This window comes from Methylobacterium sp. Leaf465 (assembly GCF_001424705.1).
In the GTDB taxonomy this organism is placed as follows: Bacteria; Pseudomonadota; Alphaproteobacteria; order Rhizobiales; family Beijerinckiaceae; genus Methylobacterium.
Window position 1 is genome coordinate 210370 of record NZ_LMRA01000048.1, and the last position, 22916, is coordinate 233285.

General features: G+C 66.2%; 22 protein-coding genes and 1 pseudogene. 4 read left to right on the top strand and 19 right to left on the bottom strand.

The window, feature by feature from the left end:
• Positions 1-79 precede the first annotated feature (79 nt).
• Positions 80-676, top strand: coding sequence for an arylesterase (locus tag ASG51_RS22895; protein WP_056383294.1), 597 nt, complete (start codon positions 80-82; stop codon positions 674-676).
• Positions 677-680: 4 nt separating this feature from the next.
• On the top strand, positions 681-1220 hold the full coding sequence (thpR, locus tag ASG51_RS22900) for an RNA 2',3'-cyclic phosphodiesterase (protein WP_056383232.1): 540 nt from the start codon (positions 681-683) through the stop codon (positions 1218-1220).
• A gap of 20 nt (positions 1221-1240) precedes the next feature.
• Here the strand turns inward: thpR and coaA are convergent, their stop codons facing one another.
• The 11 genes from coaA to petA all read right to left on the bottom strand — a co-directional run bounded on the left by coaA (position 1241) and on the right by petA (position 9949).
• Positions 1241-2245 (bottom strand): type I pantothenate kinase, encoded by a 1005-nt coding sequence (coaA, locus tag ASG51_RS22905; RefSeq protein WP_056219487.1) that lies wholly within the window; start codon positions 2243-2245, stop codon positions 1241-1243.
• A gap of 20 nt (positions 2246-2265) precedes the next feature.
• Positions 2266-2589, bottom strand: a complete 324-nt coding sequence (locus ASG51_RS22910; protein ID WP_056383234.1) for a phosphoribosyl-ATP diphosphatase — start codon at positions 2587-2589, stop codon at positions 2266-2268.
• 92 nt (positions 2590-2681) lie between these two features.
• A complete protein-coding gene (gene hisF / locus ASG51_RS22915; protein ID WP_056383236.1) occupies positions 2682-3458 on the bottom strand; it encodes an imidazole glycerol phosphate synthase subunit HisF in 777 nt (258 codons plus the stop codon).
• A 17-nt stretch (positions 3459-3475) separates the two neighbouring features.
• On the bottom strand, positions 3476-4234 hold the full coding sequence (gene hisA / locus ASG51_RS22920; protein WP_056353231.1) for a 1-(5-phosphoribosyl)-5-[(5-phosphoribosylamino)methylideneamino]imidazole-4-carboxamide isomerase: 759 nt from the start codon (positions 4232-4234) through the stop codon (positions 3476-3478).
• A gap of 48 nt (positions 4235-4282) precedes the next feature.
• Positions 4283-4945 (bottom strand): imidazole glycerol phosphate synthase subunit HisH, encoded by a 663-nt coding sequence (gene hisH, locus ASG51_RS22925; protein WP_056383238.1) that lies wholly within the window; start codon positions 4943-4945, stop codon positions 4283-4285.
• Positions 4942-5427: a DUF2628 domain-containing protein gene (locus ASG51_RS22930; RefSeq protein WP_056383296.1), complete on the bottom strand. Its 486-nt coding sequence runs from the start codon at positions 5425-5427 to the stop codon at positions 4942-4944. The genes hisH and ASG51_RS22930 overlap by 4 nt, the downstream gene beginning before the upstream one ends.
• Positions 5428-5464: 37 nt before the next feature.
• A complete protein-coding gene (gene hisB, locus ASG51_RS22935; RefSeq protein WP_056218915.1) occupies positions 5465-6067 on the bottom strand; it encodes an imidazoleglycerol-phosphate dehydratase HisB in 603 nt (200 codons plus the stop codon).
• 97 nt (positions 6068-6164) lie between these two features.
• Positions 6165-7040, bottom strand: a complete 876-nt coding sequence (locus ASG51_RS22940; RefSeq protein ID WP_056383239.1) for an S-methyl-5'-thioadenosine phosphorylase — start codon at positions 7038-7040, stop codon at positions 6165-6167.
• A 100-nt stretch (positions 7041-7140) separates the two neighbouring features.
• Entirely contained in the window at positions 7141-8031 is an 891-nt protein-coding gene (locus ASG51_RS22945; protein WP_056353228.1) for a cytochrome c1, read from the bottom strand.
• A 22-nt stretch (positions 8032-8053) separates the two neighbouring features.
• Positions 8054-9340 (bottom strand): cytochrome b N-terminal domain-containing protein, encoded by a 1287-nt coding sequence (locus ASG51_RS22950; RefSeq protein WP_056218907.1) that lies wholly within the window; start codon positions 9338-9340, stop codon positions 8054-8056.
• 33 nt (positions 9341-9373) lie between these two features.
• The gene (petA, locus tag ASG51_RS22955) at positions 9374-9949 is read right to left on the bottom strand and encodes a ubiquinol-cytochrome c reductase iron-sulfur subunit (RefSeq protein WP_056218904.1); all 576 of its coding nucleotides are present in this window, start codon (positions 9947-9949) and stop codon (positions 9374-9376) included.
• Between the two features lie 513 nt (positions 9950-10462).
• Between petA and ASG51_RS24460 the strand changes: the two genes are divergently transcribed.
• The gene (locus ASG51_RS24460) at positions 10463-10921 is read left to right on the top strand and encodes a hypothetical protein (protein WP_156389831.1); all 459 of its coding nucleotides are present in this window, start codon (positions 10463-10465) and stop codon (positions 10919-10921) included.
• A gap of 193 nt (positions 10922-11114) precedes the next feature.
• Positions 11115-13304: an ATP-binding protein gene (locus ASG51_RS22960; protein WP_162245261.1), complete on the top strand. Its 2190-nt coding sequence runs from the start codon at positions 11115-11117 to the stop codon at positions 13302-13304.
• Between the two features lie 39 nt (positions 13305-13343).
• Here ASG51_RS22960 and ASG51_RS22965 read toward each other — a convergent pair whose 3' ends face one another.
• The 8 genes and pseudogenes from ASG51_RS22965 to ASG51_RS22995 form a co-directional block, all read right to left on the bottom strand.
• Complete coding sequence (locus tag ASG51_RS22965) at positions 13344-14273, bottom strand: amino acid ABC transporter substrate-binding protein (protein ID WP_056218898.1); 930 nt, start codon at positions 14271-14273, stop codon at positions 13344-13346.
• A gap of 309 nt (positions 14274-14582) precedes the next feature.
• The gene (locus ASG51_RS22970) at positions 14583-16259 is read right to left on the bottom strand and encodes a porin (protein ID WP_056218894.1); all 1677 of its coding nucleotides are present in this window, start codon (positions 16257-16259) and stop codon (positions 14583-14585) included.
• 722 nt (positions 16260-16981) lie between these two features.
• Complete coding sequence (locus ASG51_RS25280; RefSeq protein WP_244480240.1) at positions 16982-17149, bottom strand: hypothetical protein; 168 nt, start codon at positions 17147-17149, stop codon at positions 16982-16984.
• A 32-nt stretch (positions 17150-17181) separates the two neighbouring features.
• Complete coding sequence (locus ASG51_RS25285; RefSeq protein ID WP_244480243.1) at positions 17182-17574, bottom strand: transporter substrate-binding domain-containing protein; 393 nt, start codon at positions 17572-17574, stop codon at positions 17182-17184.
• A 329-nt stretch (positions 17575-17903) separates the two neighbouring features.
• Positions 17904-18187 (bottom strand): annotated as a pseudogene (locus ASG51_RS23750) (cation:dicarboxylase symporter family transporter); the annotation flags it as partial.
• A 279-nt stretch (positions 18188-18466) separates the two neighbouring features.
• Positions 18467-19084 (bottom strand): bifunctional 4-hydroxy-2-oxoglutarate aldolase/2-dehydro-3-deoxy-phosphogluconate aldolase, encoded by a 618-nt coding sequence (gene eda, locus ASG51_RS22985; RefSeq protein WP_056383242.1) that lies wholly within the window; start codon positions 19082-19084, stop codon positions 18467-18469.
• 32 nt (positions 19085-19116) lie between these two features.
• Complete coding sequence (edd, locus tag ASG51_RS22990) at positions 19117-20940, bottom strand: phosphogluconate dehydratase (protein WP_056383299.1); 1824 nt, start codon at positions 20938-20940, stop codon at positions 19117-19119.
• 201 nt (positions 20941-21141) lie between these two features.
• A complete protein-coding gene (locus tag ASG51_RS22995; RefSeq protein ID WP_056383244.1) occupies positions 21142-22620 on the bottom strand; it encodes a SulP family inorganic anion transporter in 1479 nt (492 codons plus the stop codon).
• Positions 22621-22916: the final 296 nt, after the last annotated feature.

Consider the following 22916-nt stretch of genomic DNA (forward strand, 5'->3'; position numbering starts at 1 on the left):
CCGCTCACGGGCGGCGCGCCATGCCCGGGTCGGCCTCGCCGCTTTGATGACGCTCTTTGCCGCACTCGGGCTCGGCACGATGCCATCGCGCGCCACGCCCGACGTGCCGCCGGTGAAGTTGGTGGCCTTCGGCGACAGCCTGACCGCCGGGTATCGCCTGCCCGCGAACGCGGCCTTTCCGGTGGTGCTGGAGCGGGCCCTGAAGGCACGCGGACGCGTCGTCACGGTGGCGAATGCGGGTGTCTCGGGCGACACCACGACCGGAGGCCTTGATCGCCTCGACTGGTCGGTCCCCGACGACACCAACGGCGTCATCCTCGAACTCGGCGCCAACGACATGCTGCGCGGCACCGACCCGGCGGTGACCCGCAAGGCCCTCGATGCGATGATCGAGCGGCTCAAGGCACGCGGCATTCCCGTGCTGCTTGCGGGGATGAAGGCCTCCCCCAACCTCGGGCCGGACTACGCCGCGCGCTTCGACGCGATCTACCCGGACCTCGCCAAGCGCTACGACCTCGTCCTGTACCCGTTCTTCCTCGACGGCATCGTCGGCGACCGGCAGGCCCACCTGGACGATGGCCTGCATCCGAACGCCAGGGGCGTCGAAACGATCGTGGCCGGCATGTTGCCGACGGTCGAGACCTTCCTCGACCGTCTCCATCCGCAGGCGCGCTGAGCCCGTGCCCCGCCTATTCACCGGCCTCGAAGTTCCCCCCGACCTCGCGCAGGCGCTCGCCCTGAAGCGCGGCGCTCTGCGCGGAAGCCGCTGGATCGAGCCCTCGGACTATCACATCACCCTGCGCTTCCTCGGCGATGTCGAGATCGACCTCGCGGAGGCGCTGCACGAGCGCCTGATCGAGGCGCGACCCCGGTCCCCCTTCCCCGTGACCCTCGACGGTATGGCGAGCTTCGGCGGCGACAGGCCGCGCGCGATCCTCGCCACGGTGCTGTCAACCCCGGAGCTTCTCGACCTTCAGGCCGAACAGGAGCGCCTGGCACGCCAAGCCGGGGCCGAGCCGGAACGGCGCAAGTTCACGCCGCACGTCACGCTCGCACGCCTCCGACGCGAGGCCGGCGCGGAGGATGTCGCGGCCTATCTGGGCGAGCGCGGCCTGTTCACGTCCCTCACCTTCACGGCGGAGCGTGTGGCGCTGTTCTCGGCGCGGGAATCGAAGGGCGGCGGTCCCTACGTGGTCGAGGCAGCCTACCCGCTCGGATAGGGAACGGGCGCGCGGAGACGTCAGAGGCGGCGCAGTGCCACCGACTCGATGCGGTGGCTGGCCCCCTTGGCGAGGATCAGGCTGGCCCGCTGCCGGGTCGGCAGGATGTTGTCACGCAGGTTCGGCAGGTTGATGGTCGTCCAGAGCGTATCGGCGATCTCGATCGCCTCGGATTCCGTTACCTCGGCGTACTTTCGGAAATAGGAGAGCGGATCGCGGAAAGCGGTCTGGCGCAGGCGCAGGAAGCGATTGACGTACCAGCGGTGCAGGTCGTCCTCGTGGCCGTCGAGGTAGATCGAGAAGTCGAAGAAGTCCGAGACGAACGGGATCGCGGTGCCGTCGCGGGGCAGGCGCGCCGGCTGTAGGACGTTCAAGCCCTCGACGATGAGGATGTCGGGCGATTCGATGATCCGCTCCTCGCCCTGCACCACGTCGTAGACGAGGTGAGAGTAGAGCGGCGCCGCGACACGCTTCTTGCCGGCCTTGATGTCGGTGAGGAAGCGCAACAGCGCGGCCGTGTCGTAGCTTTCGGGGAAGCCCTTCCGCTCCATCGCGCCCATCCGCTTCAGCTCGGCATTGGGCAGCAGAAAGCCGTCGGTGGTGATGAGGTCGACCTTGGGGGTGTTGGGCCAGCGCGCGAGCAGGGCGGCGAGGACACGGGCGGAGGTCGACTTGCCCACGGCCACAGATCCGGCGAGGCCGATGATGTACGGTACCTTCGTCTCGTGCTCGGCGAGAAGGAAGCGCTGGGTCGCCTTGAACAGGCCTTGCGTCGCTGCCACGTAGAGTGAAAGCAGCCGTGAAAGCGGCAGGTAGATCGCCTCCACCTCCTCGACCGAGATCGGATCGTTGAGGGATTGCAGGCGCGCCACTTCCTCCGCCGCCAGGGTCAGGGGGGTGTCGGCACGCAGCTGAGCCCATTCTTCTCGGGTGAACAAGCGGTAAGGCGACAGCCGCTCCGAGCCCTGGCCGGTGACTGGGTCCTGGCCCCGGGCGGTCGGGCGTTCGATCACGGCAGGCGGCATCGTGAAAAGCGATTCGGCGTTCACGCGGGGCTCCGGGAGGCCTTCTCCGCGATCCCGCTCTGAACCGTTCGCCGCTCGAGCTCGGCCAGCACCTCGTTCAAAGTCACGCCACCGACCCGCAGCAGGACTAGGAGATGGTACAGCACGTCCGCGGCCTCGCTGATGAGGCCGGATCGGTCACCCTGTACGGCGGCGATCGCCGCCTCGACCGCCTCCTCGCCGAGCTTCTTGGCCGGTTTGGCCGGGCCGCCGGCTACGAGCTTTGCGGTGTAGGAAGTCTCGGGAGACGCTGCCGCACGATCCGCGACGAGGGCTTCGAGATCGCTGAGAGTGAACTGGGTCATACAATCCTGGTCCCGGCGAACCGGGCCTATCGTGCCGTGCAACCAAGCGTGCGGCACGATGGATCATGACGCAAGGGCTGCGAAGGTCCGCCTCAGAGATCGAGGCGCATGGAGAGACCGGCCGCGGCCATGTGGACCTTGGCCTCGGATACCGTGTGCTGCCCGAAATGGAAGATCGAGGCCGCCAGAACCGCACTGGCACCGCCTTCGCGGACTCCCGCTACCAGGTCGTCCAAGCCGCCCACACCGCCCGAGGCGATGACCGGCACCGTGACGGCATCGGAAATGGCCCGCGTCAGGCCGATATCGTACCCGGAGCGCATCCCGTCGCGATCCATCGAGGTCACGAGCAATTCACCGGCGCCGCGGGCCGTGACGGTGCGGGCGAAGGCGATGGCGTCGATGCCGGTGGGCTTGCGCCCGCCATGGGTGAAGATCTGCCATTCCGGCGCCTCGCCGGGACCGGAGGTCCGCTTGGCATCGATCGCCACGACGATGCACTGGCTACCGAACTTTTCCGCACCGCGGGCGACGAAATCGGGATCGTTCACGGCTGCCGTGTTGATGGAAACCTTGTCGGCCCCGGCCAACAGGAGAGTGCGGATATCCGCCACCGTACGGATGCCACCACCGACGGTGAGCGGCATGAAGCAGGCTTCCGCCGTTCGGCTGACGACGTCGAGGAGCGTCCCGCGATCCTCATGGCTCGCCGTGATGTCGAGGAAGCAGAGCTCGTCGGCACCAGCCGCGTCGTAGGCCTTAGCCGCCTCAACGGGATCGCCGGCATCGCGCAGTTCCAGGAACTGGACGCCTTTCACGACACGGCCGTCCTTGACGTCGAGGCACGGGATGATGCGAGTTTTGAGCACGAATAACCTCGGATGCGTCAGGCCGCCGGAGCCGCATCGGGCGCACCGGTCGCGCGCCGGATGGCCGCCAGGGCCTCGCGCGGGTCGATCCGCCCGTCGTAGAGGGCACGGCCTGTGATGGCGCCGGCGAGGAGCGCGCAGTCCGGTTCCAGGATGCGGTGGACGTCATCGATCGAGGCAAGGCCACCGGAAGCGATCACCGGGATGGTCACCGCGCGAGCAAGGCCGAGGGTCATCTCGATATTGAGGCCCTTCAGGATGCCGTCGCGGGCGATGTCGGTGTAGATGATGGCGGCAACGCCGGCATCCTCGAAGCGACGCCCGAGTTCCTCAGCCGTCATGCTGGAGGTGGTGGCCCAGCCCTCGACCGCGACGCGGCCGTCCTTGGCGTCGATGCCGACCGCGATCTTGCCCGGATAGAGGCGGGCGGCCTCGCGCACGAAGGCGGGATCGCGTACGGCGGCAGTGCCGATGATGACGCGGCTTACGCCCTTGGCGAGCCAGGCCTCCAGGGTCCGCATCTCGCGGATGCCGCCGCCGAGTTGCACCGGAAGCTTGGTCCGCGCCAGGATCGCATCGACGGCATCCGCGTTCATCGGCGCGCCCGCGAAGGCGCCGTCGAGGTCGACGACGTGAAGCCAGGAGAAACCCTGCTCCTCGAAGACCGCCGCCTGCGCCGCAGGATCGTCGCTGAACACGATGGCCTGGGCCATGTCGCCCTGAACGAGGCGGACACAGCGCCCTTCCTTGAGATCGATGGCCGGAAACAGGATCACGCGTCGGTTCGCTTTCGGGTGGGACGGGTCACAGGTGGGGTCTGCGCCTCAGGGATGCCAGCGGAGGAAGTTGGCGAGCAGTGCGAGGCCGAGCCGTTGGCTCTTTTCCGGGTGGAATTGGGTGCCGGCGACGTTGTCGCGCGCCACCATCGCGGTGACCGAACCGCCGTAATTGCTGTGGGCAATGCGATCTTCCATCCGCTCAGGCGACAGCGCGTAACTGTGTACGAAGTAGGCGTGCAGTCCGCCCTCGCCCGTCGGGATCTCCGACAGCAAAGCGTGTGGCCGGTCGATCTCGAGGGTGTTCCAGCCCATGTGGGGTACCTTGAGGCCGGGATCGTTCGGCTGGATCGGACCGACATCGCCGGGAATCCAGCCGAGGCCCGCGGTCGTGTCGTATTCCAGGCCGCGCGTCGCCAGGAGCTGCATGCCGACGCAGATGCCGAGGAACGGGCGACCCCGCTCGTGCGCCGCATGGGTCATCGCCTCGACCATGCCAGGTACGGCGTCGAGACCGCGGCGACAATCGGCGTAGGCGCCGACACCGGGCAGAACCACCCGGTCAGCCTTGGCGACCGCCTCCGCCTCGCTCGTCAGGACGATGCGCGTCGCGTCGAGGCCGGCCTCCCGAGCCGCCCGCTCGAACGCCTTTGCGGCGGAATGCAGGTTGCCCGAGCCGTAATCGATGATCGCGACGGTCTCTGCACTCACCGCCGACCCTCGCTGAATGGGAACATGCCGATGGCAAGGTCACTCGGCGGCACCGAGATGCCGATATGGGACGCTGGTCCGGTGCGCCCTGTGGGAACACCGTCCAGCCAGCGTGCAGCAGCCTTCATTTCGGCCTCCTCGGCATTCGCGGCCGTCACGGCGTCGCGCACCGGACGCCCCGCCCGGGCGTAGGTCCACCGTCGGAGGGAAGAAGCCTCCAGTCCGATCAGGAGCGAAACGAGGACCGTGATGACGAAACCGGCGATCGGCGTCAGCCCGAGGAACCGCCCCCCGAACGCCACCACGGCCAACAGAGCAAGAACACCGAGGCCGGCGAGCCAGAGCCGGTGAAAGAAGAACCAGAGCGGCCCGAAAGCGAAAGCCGGCCAGGAGAAGCCATCCGGCACGAGGTGCGCCCGCTCGAGACCGTGTGCCTCGCCGACGAGGGCCCCCTTCGCGGGGTGCAATGTGTAGGTGCGCATCACGTCTAGCATCCTCCCTGCCGACCCGACGGGCGGATCAGAGCGATCCCTTGGTCGAGGGAACACGGCCGCCCTCGCGGGGATCGATCGACACTGCGTGCCGCAAGGCGCGGGCCAAGCCCTTGAAGCAGCTCTCCGCGATATGGTGAGCATTCTCACCGTAGAGCGTCTCGACATGCAACGTAATGCCAGCGTTCATGGCGAAGGCCTGGAACCACTCGCGGACGAGTTCCGTATCGAACTGTCCGATTTTTTCGACCCGAAACTGGGTTCGGAACACGAGGAACGGGCGGCCCGAGATATCGATGGAGACCCGCGTTAGGGTCTCGTCCATCGGCAAATGGATGTCGGCATAGCGGCCGATGCCGCGCTTGTCCGCGAGGGCCTGCGCGAAGGCCTGTCCCAGGGCGATGCCCGCATCTTCCACCGTATGATGGTGATCGACATGGAGATCACCCGTGACCGCCACGTCGAGGTCGAACAGCGCGTGGCGCGCGAACAGCTCGAGCATGTGGTCGAAGAAGCCGACCCCCGTTGAGACCTGAGCCCGCCCCGTCCCGTCGAGATCGAGCGCGACCTGCACGTCGGTCTCCGCTGTCTTGCGGCTGATGCGGGCGGCGCGCTTGGCCTCGTGGGTCACGGTTCGGTTCCGGTTTGGGGAAGAACCCGCCTTCTAGAGGGAAGACAGGGTCGCGGAAAGGGTGGACGGAGCTGATTTCACCGGCGCTCCCGGCTACTCAGCGGTGCAGGACTCGGCCCGCCACCGCGTCGAGCTTGGCGAGTAGGGCTGGGTCGCGCTGCGCGGGAGCGGTCATGATGGCGCCGTCGAGGGCGTGCTCCGTACCGACGGGGCAGGGCTCGCGCTCGGCCGGGAAATCGCGGGCGAGACGGGCGACGAGGCGCGCGGCCTTGTCGGCATTGGCTCGCGCCACCGCCACCACGGCAGCGACGTCGACGGCATCGTGGGTCGGGTGCCAACAGTCGAAATCGGTCACCATCGCGATCGTCGCATAGGTGATTTCGGCTTCGCGGGCGAGCTTGGCCTCCGGCATGTTGGTCATGCCGATCACGTCGTAGCCGAACGCCTTGTAAGTGGTCGACTCGGCATAGGTGGAGAATTGGGGACCCTCCATGCAGACATAGGTCCCGTCGCGATGGACCGCGATATCCTCCGCCTGTGCCGCCGCAGCGATGCGCGCCTGCAGTGTCGGTCCGACGGGATGCGCCAGGGAGACGTGGGCGACGCAGCCATCGCCGAAGAACGAACCGGCGCGGCCGTGGGTGCGGTCAACGAACTGATCGACGAGCACGAAAAGACCGGGATGCAGCTCGGCTTTGAACGAGCCGCAGGCCGAGAGCGAGACGAGGTCGGTGACACCAGCCCGCTTCAGCACGTCGATGTTCGCGCGATAGTTGATACCCGATGGCGAGAAGCGGTGCCCGCGGCCGTGGCGGGCGAGGAACACCACCTTCGTCGCGCCGATGCGGCCGATGCGCAGCGCGTCTGAAGGCGCGCCCCAGGGGGATTCGATCCGCTCTTCGCGGACATCCTCCAGGCCGGGCAGGTCATAGACCCCGGACCCGCCCATCACGCCGAGCACCGCTGCCGTCATCCCGATCTCCAAAAGTTAGCGCCGGTCGCCCTTCCCTGGGACGCCGGCGCGGGTGGTGTCAACGGAGGACGGGCAGCCCAGAAGGACTGCCCGAACCGGATCAGTAGGTCTTGTGCAGTTCGGGCTGGAGTCCGTGGACCTCGCCGCCGACCTTCGCCCAGATCTTCTTCTTCACGTAGTAGAGCAGACCGGAGAGCACGAGCAGGAACAGGATCACCCGTAAGCCGAGAGCCTTGCGCGCCATCATGTGGGGCTCGGCCGCCCAGGCCATGAACGCCGCGACGTCGCGGGAATACTGCTCCGTGGTCTCCGGCACCACCGGCTCGCCCTTGTCGTTCTTCGCGTAGGTCACCTGCCCATCGCTGATCGGCTTCGGCATCGCGATGAGGTGACCGGCATAGTACTTGTTGTAGTAGGTGCCAGCCGGAATTTCCTTGCCGGCCGGCGGATCCTCGTAGCCGTTCAGGAGCGCGTGAATGTAGTCAACGCCCTGCTCCGAGAAGCCGATGAACGGCATCGCGTCGAAGACGAACCACGGGAAGCCGCGCTCGTAGGTGCGGGCTTTGGCCAGCACGGAGAAGTCCGGCGGCGCCTTGCCGCCGTTGGCGGCGGCCGCCGCCTTCTCGTTCGGGAAGGGCGACGGGAAGGCGTCGGCAGCGCGGGCGGGACGGTCGACGTCCTCGCCGGCATCGTTCTGCTCCTTCACCTTGTACTGGGCGGCGAGTTCCTTGACCTGCCCGGTGGTGAAGCCAGGCCCCCCCTCCTCCGAGAGGTTGCGGAAGCGCACCAGGCTCATGCTGTGACAGCTCGAGCAGACTTCCTTGTAGACCTGAAAGCCGCGCTGAAGCTGAGCTTGGTCGAAGCGGCCGAAGGTGCCAGCGAAGCTCCACTTCTCACGGGGCGGATGGGGAGTTCCCTCATCTGCCGACGCGACGGTGATGCTCATGACAGCCGCGAGCAGGGTTGCGGCGAGGACGCGGGTCGTTTTCATGGTTCTCAAAAGTCCCCTGCCTTCAACCCTTGGAGGACGGTGCGGCTGCGGCGCCGACCGGCATGCCGGACCCGCCCACCTGCTTTCCGGGACCCGTCACCGTCTCGAGGATCGAGCCCGGAAGAGCCTTCGGCGTCTCGAACAGGCCGACCAGCGGCATCACGAGCAGGAAGTGCAGGAAGTAGTAGGCCGTGCAGATCCGGGCGGCGATGACGTAGCCACCCTCCGGCGGCTTGGCGCCGAGCCAACCGAGCACCACGCAGACCACCACGAACAGCCAGAAGAACTGCCGGTAGATCGGGCGATAATTACACGAGCGAACCCGGGACGTATCGAGCCAAGGGGCCAGGGCCAGGATGAGCACGGCGCTGAACATCAGAATGACGCCGCCGAGCTTGTCCGGCACGGCGCGCAGGATCGCGTAGAACGGCAGGAAGTACCATTCCGGAACGATGTGGGCGGGCGTCACCGCCGGGTTGGCCGGCACGTAGTTGTCGGCGTGACCGAGATAGTTCGGCTGGTAGAAGATCCAGTAGGCGAAGAAGGCGAAGAACACGACCGAGGCGAAGACATCCTTGATCGTCGCGTAGGGCGTGAAGGCCACCGCGTCCTTGCCCGACTTGATCGGAATTCCGGCCGGATTGTTCTGCCCCGTCACATGCAGCGCCCAGACGTGCAGGATCACCACGCCGGTGATCATGAACGGCAGGAGGTAATGCAGCGAGAAGAACCGATTCAGGGTCGGATTGCCGACGGAGTAGCCGCCCCAGAGCAGGCTCTGGATCGTGTCACCCACCACGGGGATCGCGGCCAGGATGTTCGTGATGACGGTGGCACCCCAGAAGCTCATCTGGCCCCACGGCAGGGTGTAGCCGAGAAAGGCGGTCGCCATCATCAGGAGGTAGATGATCACGCCGAGGATGTAGAGCACCTCGCGCGGCGCCTTGTACGACCCGTAATACAGCGCCCGGAAGATGTGGACGTAGACCGCCACGAAAAACATCGATGCGCCGTTGGCGTGCATGTAGCGCAGCAGCCAGCCGTAGTTCACGTCGCGCATGATGTGCTCGACGGAGTTGAACGCATTAGCGGCCGACGGGTCGTAGTGCATCGCCAGCCAAACGCCGGTGACGATCTGCGACACCAGCATGGCGATCAGGATCGCGCCGAAGGTCCAGAAGTAGTTCAGGTTCCGCGGCACCGGGAAGGAGACGAAGGACGAATGCACCAGCCCGATCAAAGGGAGGCGCGATTCGAACCACTTCGCCAAGGCGCTCTTGGGAACGTAGGTATTGCCGTGTCCGCTCATGGGGCGACCCGCTCCAAATCCTGTTTCAGGGTGTCAGGCGACGGCCTTGCCGCCCTCCTCGCCGATCCGGATCTTGGAGTCCGACTCGAAGACGTAGGGGGGGATCGGTAGGTTCGTCGGGGCGGGACCCCGGCGTACCCGGCCCGACGTGTCGTAGAGGGAGCCGTGACAGGGGCAGGACCAGCCCTCGTACTGTCCTTGATGGCCGATCGGCACGCAGCCGAGATGCGTGCAGTTGCCGTAGACGACGAGCCACTTGGCGTGGCCTTGCTTCACGCGAGCCGAATCGGGCTGCGGATCGATCAGATCGGTGAGCTTCACCTCGGAAGCTTCCTTGATCTCTTTCTCGGAGCGACTGCGCACGAAAATGAGCTTGCCGCGCCAGAACACGTTGACGATCTGGCCTTCCTGAATTGGCGTCAGGTCGACTTCGAGGGGTGCGCCGGCCGCAATGGTCTCGGCATCGGGCGCCATTGAGGCGACGAAGGGCCAAGCCAAGGCACCGGCCCCGACGGCCAGTCCCGCGCCCGTCGCGAGGAACATGAAATCGCGACGCGTGCCGTCCGGCGCGCCGTGGGAGCTGTCGGGATCGGCTGCCGTGTTCGCCAAGTGTCAAACTCCAAGCATGATTGCGCCGGGCGACCCTGATCCCAACCCTGCGTCCAGGGCCGGCCGGGACCTTAGAGGCTTTAAAAGGAATGTCATCCCGGCGGGACGGAAGCACCATCCCACATGATTGTGCAATGCGACCCCGCGTCACCCGAAGTCAAGGCGCGAAGCCTTTCAGAACGTGCGGTTTCTATTCGTGGAGCGACCCCGTCGCGGGGGTGGCGCAGGAAGACCACAGAAGACATGCGCACACGCGCGGACCAGCTCGAATCCCGCCGGCGGCCATGCACATGCCGGGGGTATCGACAGCGGCACTCCACTGGGTGGAATTTGGAAGAATATCTCCGACCGCCGGTTCCGCGGGCGGACGCTGTCCAGCAGCGTGCCGGCTCGAAGAGCTCGCATTGCAACCGGCACAAGCTCTGGATCCGAAAGCGGCGCTGACTTTACGCGCTCCGGTTGCATGCCTTCCGCCGATCCTTCACCTTACCCCGCCTGGGCGCGATCGGCCGGATGGAGTACCTCGGCCGGACTGACTCGACAGCTCTGTCGGGGCGCTCGGTCCGGGCAGAAGCGCCGAAAGATTCGATGGATACCCCTGATCTGCAGTCCCCGCAGGCCGTGCTGCTGCGCATCTTCGCCGCCCCGGTGGTCTTTTCCTGGCGGACGACGCCGCGTCTGCGGATTGTCGGCGGAACTCCCCCGATGATCGCGGCGAACCTCGCGGGCGGTGAGGACGAGGCGCATCCGAATGCTACGGAAAGCGTGACCCGCTGGCGCGCGTTCCAGACCGTCGCAGGCACTGACGTGGCGATGAACCTCGAAAACGTCGTCGCGGACGCGGCGGCACGAAAGGGCCTACCATCCTGTTCCTCTTCCACCGCGCGCTCTCGTTTCTCCTCGTCGTTTCGGGAGCCGCCCCGCGGGTCTCGATTGACGGCAGGGCGATCGCCACCGATTCCCTCGCGGTGAGCACGATCTCGAAACACGCTCAGTCGACGACCATGGCGGGAGCCGCAGGCGCCCGCCTAGCGGAAGGTATAGGCTGGCTCTACTCGCGACATCGGACGGCGCAGTTCGGAGGTGCGATGTGAAGGGAGCACTCCAAGGGCTTCAAGTCATCGGACGGATGCTCCAGCGCAGAAGGCGTGATGCGCCAAAGCGGGTGCTTCTCGACGCCGAGGTCCTGCGCGACGCGTTCGAGGCCTTTCCGGATCCGCAATTCATCGTCGCGCTCCGACCCGGCGACGAAGTTCGGCTGGAGGACTGGAACGCAGCGGCGCGAAACCATCACGACAGCGCCGACGCCATGGGTCGCGCATTTGCCGATCTACTGCCTGCAAGTCAGGCGGCGCTGTTGCGCGCCGGCGTCGAGCGGGCGGCCACGACCGGTGCGAGTCTTCGCATTCGGAGCGAGGCCGCGGGTGTCGAAGGTCAGAACGCGTACGAAGCGACCTTCGTCCCGCTTCGGGTGACAGGTGCGCAGGCAGACCGACGGGTCATGGTCAGCCTACACGACCTCGGACCCTCGAGGCAGGTGGACTCTGGGCCGCCGGGGCCCGATCGGCTCACCGGCGAGGCCGGGTCTTCGGCTCTTCGAGGACAGGGACCCATCGAATCCGATCCCGACCGCCCCCCCACCGAATCGGCTTCGAAGCGAATCGGATCGGATCGCCGCCCGGCTGAGGCGCCCCCGGCCTCGGTTCGAGCGGATCTGATGGAGCGGCGGCCCGCTAATGAGCGCGTGCGGGAAAGCGAGGCGCGCTATCGCCTGTTGGCCAACTACACCTCGGACCTCATCGTCCTCGACGATGTCAGCGGCCGACATCTCTACATCTCGCCCGCGGTGACGAGCATGCTCGGCTACACCGTGGACGAGGCCAATCGCATGGGTCTTCGGACGCTCGTCCATCGGGAGGACATCGCAAACCTCTCGGCAATTCTGCATGCTCTTGGGCTCGGGCAGCCGACCGGATCGGTGATCTACCGGATGCGGCACCGTTCCGGGCATGACCTCTGGGTCGAGGCCGCCTTTCGGCGAATTGAGGAGCAGGGCGAGATCCAGGTCATCCAGGCGATCCGCGACGTCACGCAGCGACAGAGACAGGAGGCCGACCTGCACAGCGCTCGCATCGCAGCCGAGGCCGCCGTGCGTGCGAAAGCTGAATTCCTGGCCACCATGAGCCACGAGTTGCGCACACCGTTGGCGGGCATCCTCGGCGTGCACGACCTTCTCCAGGGCGATGCCAGCCTCAACCGAAACCAGGCACGCCTCGTCGGTCTCGCGCAGGAAGCGGGGCGCTCGCTCCTTACCATCGTGAACGACATCCTCGATGTCTCGAAGATCGAGGCCGGTCGCCTCGTGATCGAGTCACTCCCCTTCAGCCTGGCCGGGCTGATCGAGGGCTGTCGGGAGCTCAGCGTCGAGATCGCACAGGGCCGCGAGATCCGCGTTGCCACGCAGATCGGACCTGATGTCCCGGACTGGGTCCTGGGCGATCCGACCCGATTGCGCCAGGTCATCCTCAATCTCACCGCCAACGCCATCAAGTTCACGCCCCAGGGCTCCGTCACCATGCGCGTGGCCTGGAGAGCGGCATCGAACGGCGGTCCGAGGCGGCGACCGGCCCTGCGGATCGAACTCATGGATACCGGGATCGGCATCCCGGAAGATGTCCTGCCCCACCTGTTCGAGCGTTTCGCGCAGGCGGACGGATCGATCTCGCGACGCTATGGTGGAACCGGTCTCGGCCTCACCATCTGCAAACGCCTGGTGCACCTGATGGGCGGCGAGATCGGTGCGCTGAGCCGGGTCGGCGAGGGCTCTACGTTCTGGTTCGAGGTGCCGCTGCGGCTCGCCGAGGCGGAGAACGATGTCGAGCACTCGCGGCTCGCCACTCTCAGCCGACCATCGCCGCAGCGCTGGCGCATCCTGTTGGCGGAAGACAATTCGATCAACCAGGAGATCATCGGGACGGTGCTGCGCCACAAGGGTCACACCGTCACGGTGGTGGATGACGGAGAGCAGGCGGCGACGGCGGCCTTCGGCCATGAACGTCCGGACCTGATCCTGATGGACGTGCAGATGCCGGGACTGGACGGTCTCGCAGCGACCCGCGTGATCCGCGCCCGGGAGCGGCAGGAAGGGCATTCTCCCACCCCGATCATCGCACTGACCGCCAATGCCATGCCCGAGGAGATGGAGCGGTGCCGCGCCGCCGGTATGGACGCACATGTCGCGAAGCCGATCGAGTGGCCGATGCTGTTCGAGACCGTCGAGCGCCTGGCGGCGCGGGTCGAACCAGCCGACCGCGGGGACATGCTCGCCCTCACAGAGGAACGCCCCGCCCCGTGAGGGGCGAGGCGTTCGAACGCGCGACGATGGTGTGTCGGCTCAGTACGCGGCCGGGTCGGCACTATCGCTCGGCGAGACGAAGGCTTTCGCCATGGCCTCGCTCATCGGCAGGTTCAGGTTGATGCCGCGCGGCGGAATCGGCTTCGTGAACCACTTGTCGTAAAGCGCCTTGCCCTCGGGGCTTTTATAGAGCTTGGCGGTGGCTTCGTCGGCGACGGCCTTGAAGGGCGCGTCATCCTTGCGCAGCATGATGCCGTAGGGCTCGGGTTTCGAGAGCGCCTCGCTGGAGATCGCGTAGGCACCCGGGTCCTTCGAGCTGGCGGCCAGCGAGGCCAGCAGTACGTCATCCATGACGAAGGCGACCGCGCGGCCAGTCTCGACCATCAGGAAGGCTTCGGCATGATCCTTGGCCGGCAGGATGGTCAGGCCGAGATTGCGTGCAGTGTTCGCCTCGTTAATCTGGCGGATGTTGGTGGTGCCCGAGGTCGAAACCACGGTCTTGCCCTTCAGATCGTCGATCTTGTCGAGCTTGGCCGACTTCTTGGCGACGAAGCGAGTGGCCGTCAGGAAGTGGGTGTTGGTGAAGGAAGCCTGCTTCTGTCGGTCGGCGTTGTTCGTCGTCGAACCGCACTCGAGGTCGATGGTGCCGTTGGCGATCAGCGGGATACGGGTGGCCGAGGTAACCGGATTCAGCTTCACCTCAAGGTTCGGAAGCTTCAAATTCGTCTTCACGGCCTCGGCGATCTTCTGACAGATCTCAAGGGCGTAGCCGACCGGCTTCTGGTCGCCGTCGAGGTAGGAGAACGGAACCGACGCGTCCCGGTAGCCGATGGTGATCGTATTGGTTTCCTTGATCTTCTTCAGGGTTCCGGTGAGCTCTTGCGCCTGGGCGCTCCCTACCGCGAGTACCGACAGCGCGAAGCTGACGGCAACGGCGGATAGGGTGGATCTCTGGTGACACGAACGCATCTGCGGGCTGACTCCGGAAGGTCGATCACGGTTCGGCGATCGACAGGACTGACCTGGGCAACGTAGCAGCGGCACGAGCCGCCGCAATCGTTGTTTTTGCGCTGTGCAAGCTGGCAACGCCCCCGCCCCTGGCAAAGCCCGTGCCGGATAATCCCGCTGCGTAGATTTCGTCAGGTCTCGCCCATGCAGATCAACACTCGGTACGCAAAAAGGCCCGACTTCTCAGCCGGGCCAGTTCGCATGTCTCGAAGATTCGGATCTGTGAGGATCCGGGCTCGCAAGGAGCCCGGATTGAGCCGCTCTGCGGCCTTAGAAGTCGCGCTGAACGCGGCCGCGGATCTGGAAGGTGTCCGATGCAGTCACAGTGCGCACTGCTCCGCTGGCGATGGAAGCAGCGGTGACGTTACCGGTGGAACGGGTCTGGTCAACGACGCGACCGTCCTGAACACCAACCTTGGTGTAGAAGCCTTCCAGACCGATATCGAGGTCCTTAACCGGCGACCAGATAATGCTTCCACCAGCAACAATCTGGTAATTGTCACGCAGGACGGGGCTGACGGCGAAGGACGCCTGACCCGGAATACCGGTGAACTGACCAGTCGAACCCAGCGTCTGGAACACGGCGGCGTTGGCGGCGCGGGCACCGTTGGCAAAGTTGAGCTCGCCGTAGCTGGCGAACACGGCCGAACGCCACTCAGGCGACCAGTAGTGCAGCAGCGAACCGACCACCGTGAAGCTGGTGGACAGCTCGATCTTGCCCGTGAACGGGTTGAGCGTCGCATCGGACATGTAGGGGTCGAACGCAGCGCCGTTGATGGTGCTGGCGCGCGAGGCATAGCTGCCGTTGTACGAGGAGTAGCCAGTGTAGAGGGTCGCACCCTCGCCATAGGCACCCTGCAGGTACAATGTGTCGCCCGGGGCGATGAAGGGCAGGTTGATCTTGGCACCGGCCTGCACGGCCCAGCCGTACTCGCTGGGCGGACGCTGGTTCACGATCGCAGCGCCGGTCACGCCCGGGATGAAGGGCGCGGTCAGGATGCCGCCGTTGAAGTTGGTTGCATTGCCGGCGATGGCGTTGCCGGTGTTCAGCTCCTTGACGGCAGCAGAGAGCTGCATGGAGCCCCAGGCCGCATCGTAACGAAGCACACCGACGAAGTCAGGCATGCGGTTACGCTGGGCCACGTCCACGTTGCCGTAAGTGCCGACGCCGGTCACGTTGTTGATGCCGATGAGCACCGGCGAAGTCGCACCCGAGAAGGCAACATTCTGAGACTGTGAGCCGGCCGGAGCGAAGTTGGCATTCGCACCGAACTGCTGCGAATAGATCGTGTTGCGACGGAAGGACGGATCTTCCAGCGAGATCGTCGCCGAGAGGCCGCTGTCGCCGAGCTTGCTCGTATAGGCGAGCAGGTTGGTGGACTGCAGATCCGAGTTGGCGGTCGCGCCGGCGAACTCGAAATCGTGAGCGTAGAAGTCGAAGAACGAGGAAGCGCGACCGGCGGTGAGACCGGCGAACTGGATGAAGGCTTTGTCGGTGTTCACGAACTGCTGGACACGGCCGGCCTGATCCTGGCCGGTCGCACCAAACGCGTTGCCGATACGCTCCTGGGTGCCGGAGCGGAGGCCGCCGGTAGCGCCGGTGCGCGAGGCGAACTGGAGACGCACGAAGGCGCGCAGGGTGCCGTAGGCGGTCTGGGTGCGGGCATCGACGTTGATGCGGGCGAGGCCGATATAGCCGGTGGTGTCACCGTTCGTGCCTGAGCGGCTGTCGGTCGGCTGGTAGCCGACGTCAAGGCGAGCGCGGCCCGAGAGACGGATGCAAGTATCGGTGCCCGGGATGTAGAAGAAGCCGGCGCCGTAGGCGGAGCAGACACGGACGTACTCGATCGGAACAGCTTTCTTGACCGGAAGGTCGGCTGCCTGTGCTCCTGCGACCGCAGCAAAACCTGCCGCGGAGGCGAGAAGCGAGCTCTTCAAGAGCTTCATTGATATCTCCAAAAGCTTCGAGACCCGAGGGAAGGCTTACTGCGCCCGGGATCTCTATGGATCCCGGTGTCGCGTGGCCCTTTGTTCTTGAATGACCGAGCGTTGACCGCTGGAAATTGACTTGCTGCTCTGGCGTTGACCCCAGCGCAGGATCACTCTGTGCGAGGCGGTTCCTCGCGGCAACTCGGAATCGTGATCGGCGAAACGGTTCCAAGGCGCTGTTGCGGCGCTGCAACGTTCCGCAGGCGACTAAGTAACTGTTCTGTGGGCAGGTTTTCAGCGCTCCGGCCACCGTTCTACAGTTCGCTCCTAAGGACGCAGAGACCGGCAAGTCCTCGAAAATACGAAATAATCTGTGATTTTCGACACATTCCGAGACCACGGCGTTCGTGGACTATTGCTCGGAAGCGTGCACAGCCCGCCAAGCTGCCAGGCATACCATCCGGTATGCTGTGGATCGCCGCCTGAGACGGATCTGCCGCTGCGCCTCGCGGCGGACGCGTCCCGACAACCGGCGCCGAATCGGGTCGCGCGGCGACAGAAGCCCGTGGCGTCCGTCCGGGATCGACCAAGCGGTCAATCCTGCAGGCCGATCACCTCAAAGTTGGTGCGAAGCTCATCGAACATCGGCACATCGAGACGGATGCCGGTCGGCAGGCGCTCGAGGAACCAGCGCTTTTAGATCCAGCGCAGCTCGCGGGATTCGGTAGGACGCTGCAAGGTTACGCTGACGAAGCCGGCGAGTTGCGGAACATCAGCCCGTAGGGCTCGAACGAAAACTTGTCGGGCCCGACCGTGTCGGCGGAGCCGCCCGGCCCCGCGGCGGCGATCAAGCCGTAGAGCTGGACATCGTCGGGACCGAGGGCATCCGCATGCCTGTCCCGGACCATCGCGAAGGGTTCGGCATGGTCGTGCCCAGTCCTTAGGGTGACAGGGATGCCGAGACGAGCGAAGAGCGCGCACACCACACCCCGTTGGTGGTACCGGCGGTGACCGCCACCGTCCGGTCGGCCAGATCGCGGAATGAACCGACCGGAGCACCGCGCTCCACCAGAAGCTTGATCGCGCTGACATAGGTTATGGGCGAGAAGGCCGCCATCTTCCGCCGCTCGGCATTGTCCGTGGTTGAGCCGCACTCGAGGTCGATCCGCCCGGACGTCACCGCCGCGATCCGCGTCTCCGACGTCACCGGCTCATACAGCACCTTCAAATTCCAACGCCCGAGTTCCGTCCCGATGTCGTCGACGACCTCCAGGCAGAGGTCGGGGGCGTAGCCGACGGGTTGGCCGGACGGGTCCCTGAAGGAGAACGTCAGGGCGTTCTCTCGATTAGCGAAGGCGGACGGTGGCGGTCCCGCCGATCGTCTTTAGGGAGCCGGAGAGAACGTCGATCGCCTAGGATGGATCGTCGCTGGCCAGCAAGCCGACGCTGGCCAGGACTCCCACGAACGGTGCGACGTGCTGACATATGAGTCCTCGCCACGAAGCGGTACCGATGCATCGGACGTCGCCCCGCGACGCTTGCGACCGCTTGCTACGCGACCGGTTCCGGCAGTGGACTGACTTAATGATCCAGACGCTGGTCGGTAAACGATAGTTGCCCTTCTTACTTGGCCACCGCCACGGTCGCGACGCTGTTGCGCAGCACGTTGATGGCCGAGCGGCCCTCGCCGGGCCGGAGAATGAGGACCATCACCAAACCGAGAAGCAGCGAGAAGAGCGAGGCCCCCACGAACCAGAGCATCGCCTTACCCCCGACGCGACCCACCGAAGCCGTGTCGCCCCTATGTGCGATACCCGCGACGAGCCTCGAGAGGACGAGCGGCGCAATGATCATCTAATCAAGCGCAGGAAGACATCACTGATCAGGGCGCAGAATCCGGAGATCTCCTTCGAGGTCTGCAGGTCAGGCCACGTGATGCTGCACAGCTACCCACCAGCGATCTCGAGCAACATTTCGTTGAGGAGGGAGGTGGTGAGCCTGGACTGCATCGCTTCCCCCCCAACCGCCGCGCCTGATGGCGCTCCGCACCGGAAGCTAAGCTTCTGGTTCACCCGACACAGTTGAGCACAGGGCGTGCGAGGCTTGAGGTCGCGCCGTCGGCCAGAGAATGAAACTCCGGGCCGGACCATGCATTTCAGGCCCTCGTCGCAGAAGACTAACCTTTTTCCGGCTACAGCAAAGTGCGTCAATCGGCCGAGAAATCGTCAGGCGCCTCGCAGGCGCAGGGCCGCCTCGGCCGAGCGCCGGATGAGATCCGGCTCCGGTGCGCCCGGCGGGACGACCCAGCTTCCACCGACGCAGAGCACCGGCTTCAGGGCGAGCCAGTCCGTTGCAGTTGCTTCGGAGATGCCCCCGGTCGGGCAGAACCGGACCTGCCCGAAGGGACCGGCGAGCGCCTTGAGTGCCTTGATGCCGCCAGCGGCTTCGGCCGGGAAGAACTTGAACCGGTCGAGGCCATGGTCGAGCCCTCGCATGATGTCCGCCGCATTGGCGACACCCGGCAGGTAGGGCACCCCCCGCGCGAGGGCGGCGCGGGTCAACGGATCGGTCAGGCCGGGGCTCACGATGAACTGCGCACCCGCCTCCATCGCCGCGTCCAGGTCGCGCGGGTTCAGGACCGTCCCAGCTCCCACCACGGCGCCTTCCACCCGCGACATGGCGCGGATCACGTCGAGGGCCGCCGGCGTGCGCAGGGTGACCTCCAGGGCGGTCAAGCCGCCCGCCACCAGGGCACGGGCGATCGGCTCGGCCTGGGCGACCTCCTCCACCACCAGCACCGGGATGACGGGAACGGAGTGCATCAGGGCATCGATGGTGGTCATGGGCAGCGTCCTTGGCGGGGTAGGCGGAGGATTCAGAGGCCGGCGGCCGCGAGCATGGCGGAGGCGCCTTGCTCGGCCCCATCGGCACCGTGGCGCATGAAGGCGAAGAGCTCGCGGCCTGTGCCGAAGGCCGGCGGCGGCGCGGCGGCGGCGTCCCGCGCGTTCCAGTCGGCGGGGTCGACGAGGACCTCCAGGGAGCCCTCCTCCGCGCTCAGGCGCACGACGTCGCCGTCGCGGATCTTGGCCAGGGGACCCCCGCCGAGGGCTTCGGGGCTGAGATGGATGGCCGCCGGAACTTTGCCGGAAGCGCCCGACATCCGGCCGTCGGTCACGAGGGCGACGCGGAAGCCGCGATCCTGCAGAACGCCGAGCTGCGGAGTCAACTTGTGCAATTCGGGCATGCCGTTGGCCCGGGGCCCTTGGAAGCGCACCACCACCACCACGTCCCGATCGAGTTCACCGGCCTTGAAAGCCGCCATGACGTCGTCCTGGTCGTCGAAGACGCGGGCCGGCGCCTGGACCGTCCAGCGCGCGGGGTCGACTGCGCTGGTCTTGAAGGTGGCCCGGCCGAGATTGCCCTTCACCAGGCGCATACCGCCGTCCGGCTGGAAGGCGTTGGCCGGACTGCGCAGGATGCTCTCGTCGTGCGAGCGCTCCGGAGCCTCCTCGAAGACGAGGTCGTCATCGATCAGCTTCGGATCGCGGGCATGATCACGCAGGCGCGTGCCGGCTACGGTGAGGATGTCGTCGTGCAGGAGGCCGGCATCGATCAGGCTGGCGATGACGTAGGACATGCCGCCGGCCGCGTGGAAGTGGTTAACGTCGCCTGAGCCGTTCGGGTAGACCTTGGCCACCTGCGGAACTACAGCCGAGAGGTGGTCGAAATCCGCCCAGTCCAGGATGATGCCGGCCGCCCGGGCGATGGCCGGCAGGTGGATGGCGTGATTGGTCGAGCCGCCCGTGGCGAGCAGACCGACGACCGCGTTCACGATGGCCTTCTCGTCGATGCAGCGCCCGAGCGGCCGATAGTCGTTGCCCGAGGCGCCGATCTCGGAGAGGCGGTGCACTGCCGCCCGCGTCACAGCCTGGCGCAGCTTCGTGCCGGGATTGATGAAGGAGGCGCCGGGCATGTGCAGGCCCATCACGTCCATCATCATCTGGTTCGAGTTGGCGGTGCCGTAGAAGGTGCAGGTGCCCGCGCCGTGATAGGACGCCGACTCGCTCTCCAGCAGTTCATCGCGGCCGACCTTGCCCTCGGCGTAGAGCTGGCGGATGCGCTGCTTCTCCTTATTGGCTAGCCCCGAGGGCATCGGGCCGGCCGGAATCAGGATCATCGGCAGGTGGCCGAACCGAAGCGCCCCGATGAGGAGGCCGGGCACGATCTTGTCGCAGATGCCGAGCAGGGCCGCGCCGTCGAACATCCCGTGGCTCAGGGCTACCGCGGTGGAGAGCGCGATCGTGTCGCGCGAGAACAGGGACAGCTCCATGCCGCGCTGGCCCTGGGTGACCCCGTCGCACATCGCCGGTACGCCGCCGGCGACCTGCGCGGTCGCGCCGACCTCACGGGCGAACAGCTTCATCTGTTCGGGATAGCGGCCGTAGGGCTGATGCGCCGAGAGCATGTCGTTGTAGGCGGTGACGATGGCGATGTTCATCGCCCGGCCGGACTTGATGACGGCCTTGTCCTCGCCGGAGGCCGCGAAGCCGTGGGCCAAGTTGCCGCAATTCAGCATCGGGCGCTGAACGCCCGAGTCGCGCTCGCGGGCGATCAGGTCGAGATAGGCCTTGCGGGTTGGTCCGGAGCGTTCGATCACGCGCGCCGTAACGGCCGCGATTTCCGGGTGAAGCGCGCTCATGGCCAATTCCTCCTCGAATTCGGGCGATGCCCGACGCCCGCTTGCGCCGGGGGCGGCGGCCCGCGCCTGCATCAACCTATCGCGCCAGCACGACAGGGGCGCGAAAGCGGGGCCTGATCGCAATCGGACCCACGCGCCGTCAATGGCATCCGGGCGGCGGCCTGGCCAGCACCTCCTGCAGGTTGCGGGCCAGGCCGTTCGTTAATGACTGCCAGCCGCGAGGGTTGCGCCGGGCTTGTGGTGGGTACCCAGGCGCTCGACCATCGTGGCCGTGGCGGCGTTCATGCCGACGATCTCCACAGCCACACCGTGGTGCCGGTACTTGAGCACCACGCGGTCGAGGGCATTGACCCCGCTGATGTCCCAGAAATGGGCCGCCGTGAGGTCGAGGACGATCCCCGTCAGCCCGGCTTCGCGGAACTCGAAGGCGCCGTGGAAGGCTTCCGCCGTGGCGAAGAAGATCTGGCCGGTCACCCGGTAGGTCCGCACCGTGTCGGTCCGCTCGGAGGCCACCGCGAAGTAGCGCGTCACCTTGTGGGCAAAGAACAGACCGCTCAGCACCACACCGAACAGGACGCCCTTGGCGAGGTCATGGGTCGCCACCACCACGGCGACGGTGCCGAGCATGACGACGCTCGAGCTCTTCGGATGCGTCAGGAGGGTCCGCAGGGAGCCCCATTGGAAGGTGTTGATCGACACCATGATCATCACCGCCACCAGGGCGGCCATGGGAATCTGGGCCACGTAGGGGCCGAGCACGACGATCAGGAAGAGCAGGAAGACGCCAGCCCAGAGCGTGGAGAGCCGGCCCCGCCCCCCGGACGAGACGTTGATGACCGATTGTCCGATCATGGCGCAGCCCGCCATTCCGCCGAACAGGCCGGCGCCGATATTGGCGATCCCCTGCCCGGCACATTCGCGGTTCTTGTCGGAGCCCGTATCCGTCATTTCATCGAGGATCGCCGCCGTCATCAGGCTCTCCAACAGCCCGACCATGGTCAGCGTCAGCGCGTAGGGCAGGATGATCCGCAAAGTCTCCCAGGTGAACGGGACCTCCGGCAGGGCGAAGACCGGCAACTCGGTGGGTAGGGCCCCCATGTCGCCGACCTTGTGGATTGGCAGGCCCAGGGCCATCGAGAACGCCGTCAGGACGAGGATCGTGATGAGCGGCGAGGGTACCGCCTTGGTCAGGTACGGCAGCCCGTAGATGAGGCCGAGACCGACCGCCGTCATCAGGTAGACCGTGCTCCCCTGCCCGATCAGTTCCGGCATCTGCGCCAGGAAGATCAGGATCGCCAGCGCATTGACGAATCCCGTCACCACGGAGCGCGAGACGAAGCGCATGAGATTTCCCAGGCGCAGGAGGCCGGCCGCGATCTGCAGCAGGCCGGTGAGGATCGTGGCGGCGAACAGGTAGCCGAGGCCGTGCTCCTTCACCAGCGACACCATCACGAGGGCCATCGCCCCGGTCGCGGCGGAGATCATCGCCGGGCGTCCTCCCGCGAAGGCGGTGATCACCGCGATGCAGAACGACGCGTAGAGGCCGACCTTCGGGTCCACCCCGGCGATCAGTGAGAAGGCAATCGCCTCCGGGATCAGGGCCAGGGCGACCACGGTGCCGGCCAGGATTTCACGCGTGATATTGGGAGCCCACTGGCTCCGCAGGTTGGTCAGGGTCATGGAAATGGGACATCCAATCGTTCCCGCGCGCAGTCGGGCGGCCGGGAATCGAGACGGGGAATGCGAGACAGGCCACCCGACGCGCATCGCGGGGCAGCCATCATGGAACCCGAACGTAAGGCGGGCGCCGAGGAGAGCGGAGCTACGGCGGCGTGGGCCGTGCGTACAATCTGGCTCGATCCTTCAACATGTGGTGGGTCTTAACAGGATTCCGCCGCGGTGCAATGGACGCCGAGTCCGTGCCGGGAGGGGCCGACGCTCCGCGCGAGGCACGAATGGCGTTTACGCGCATGCAA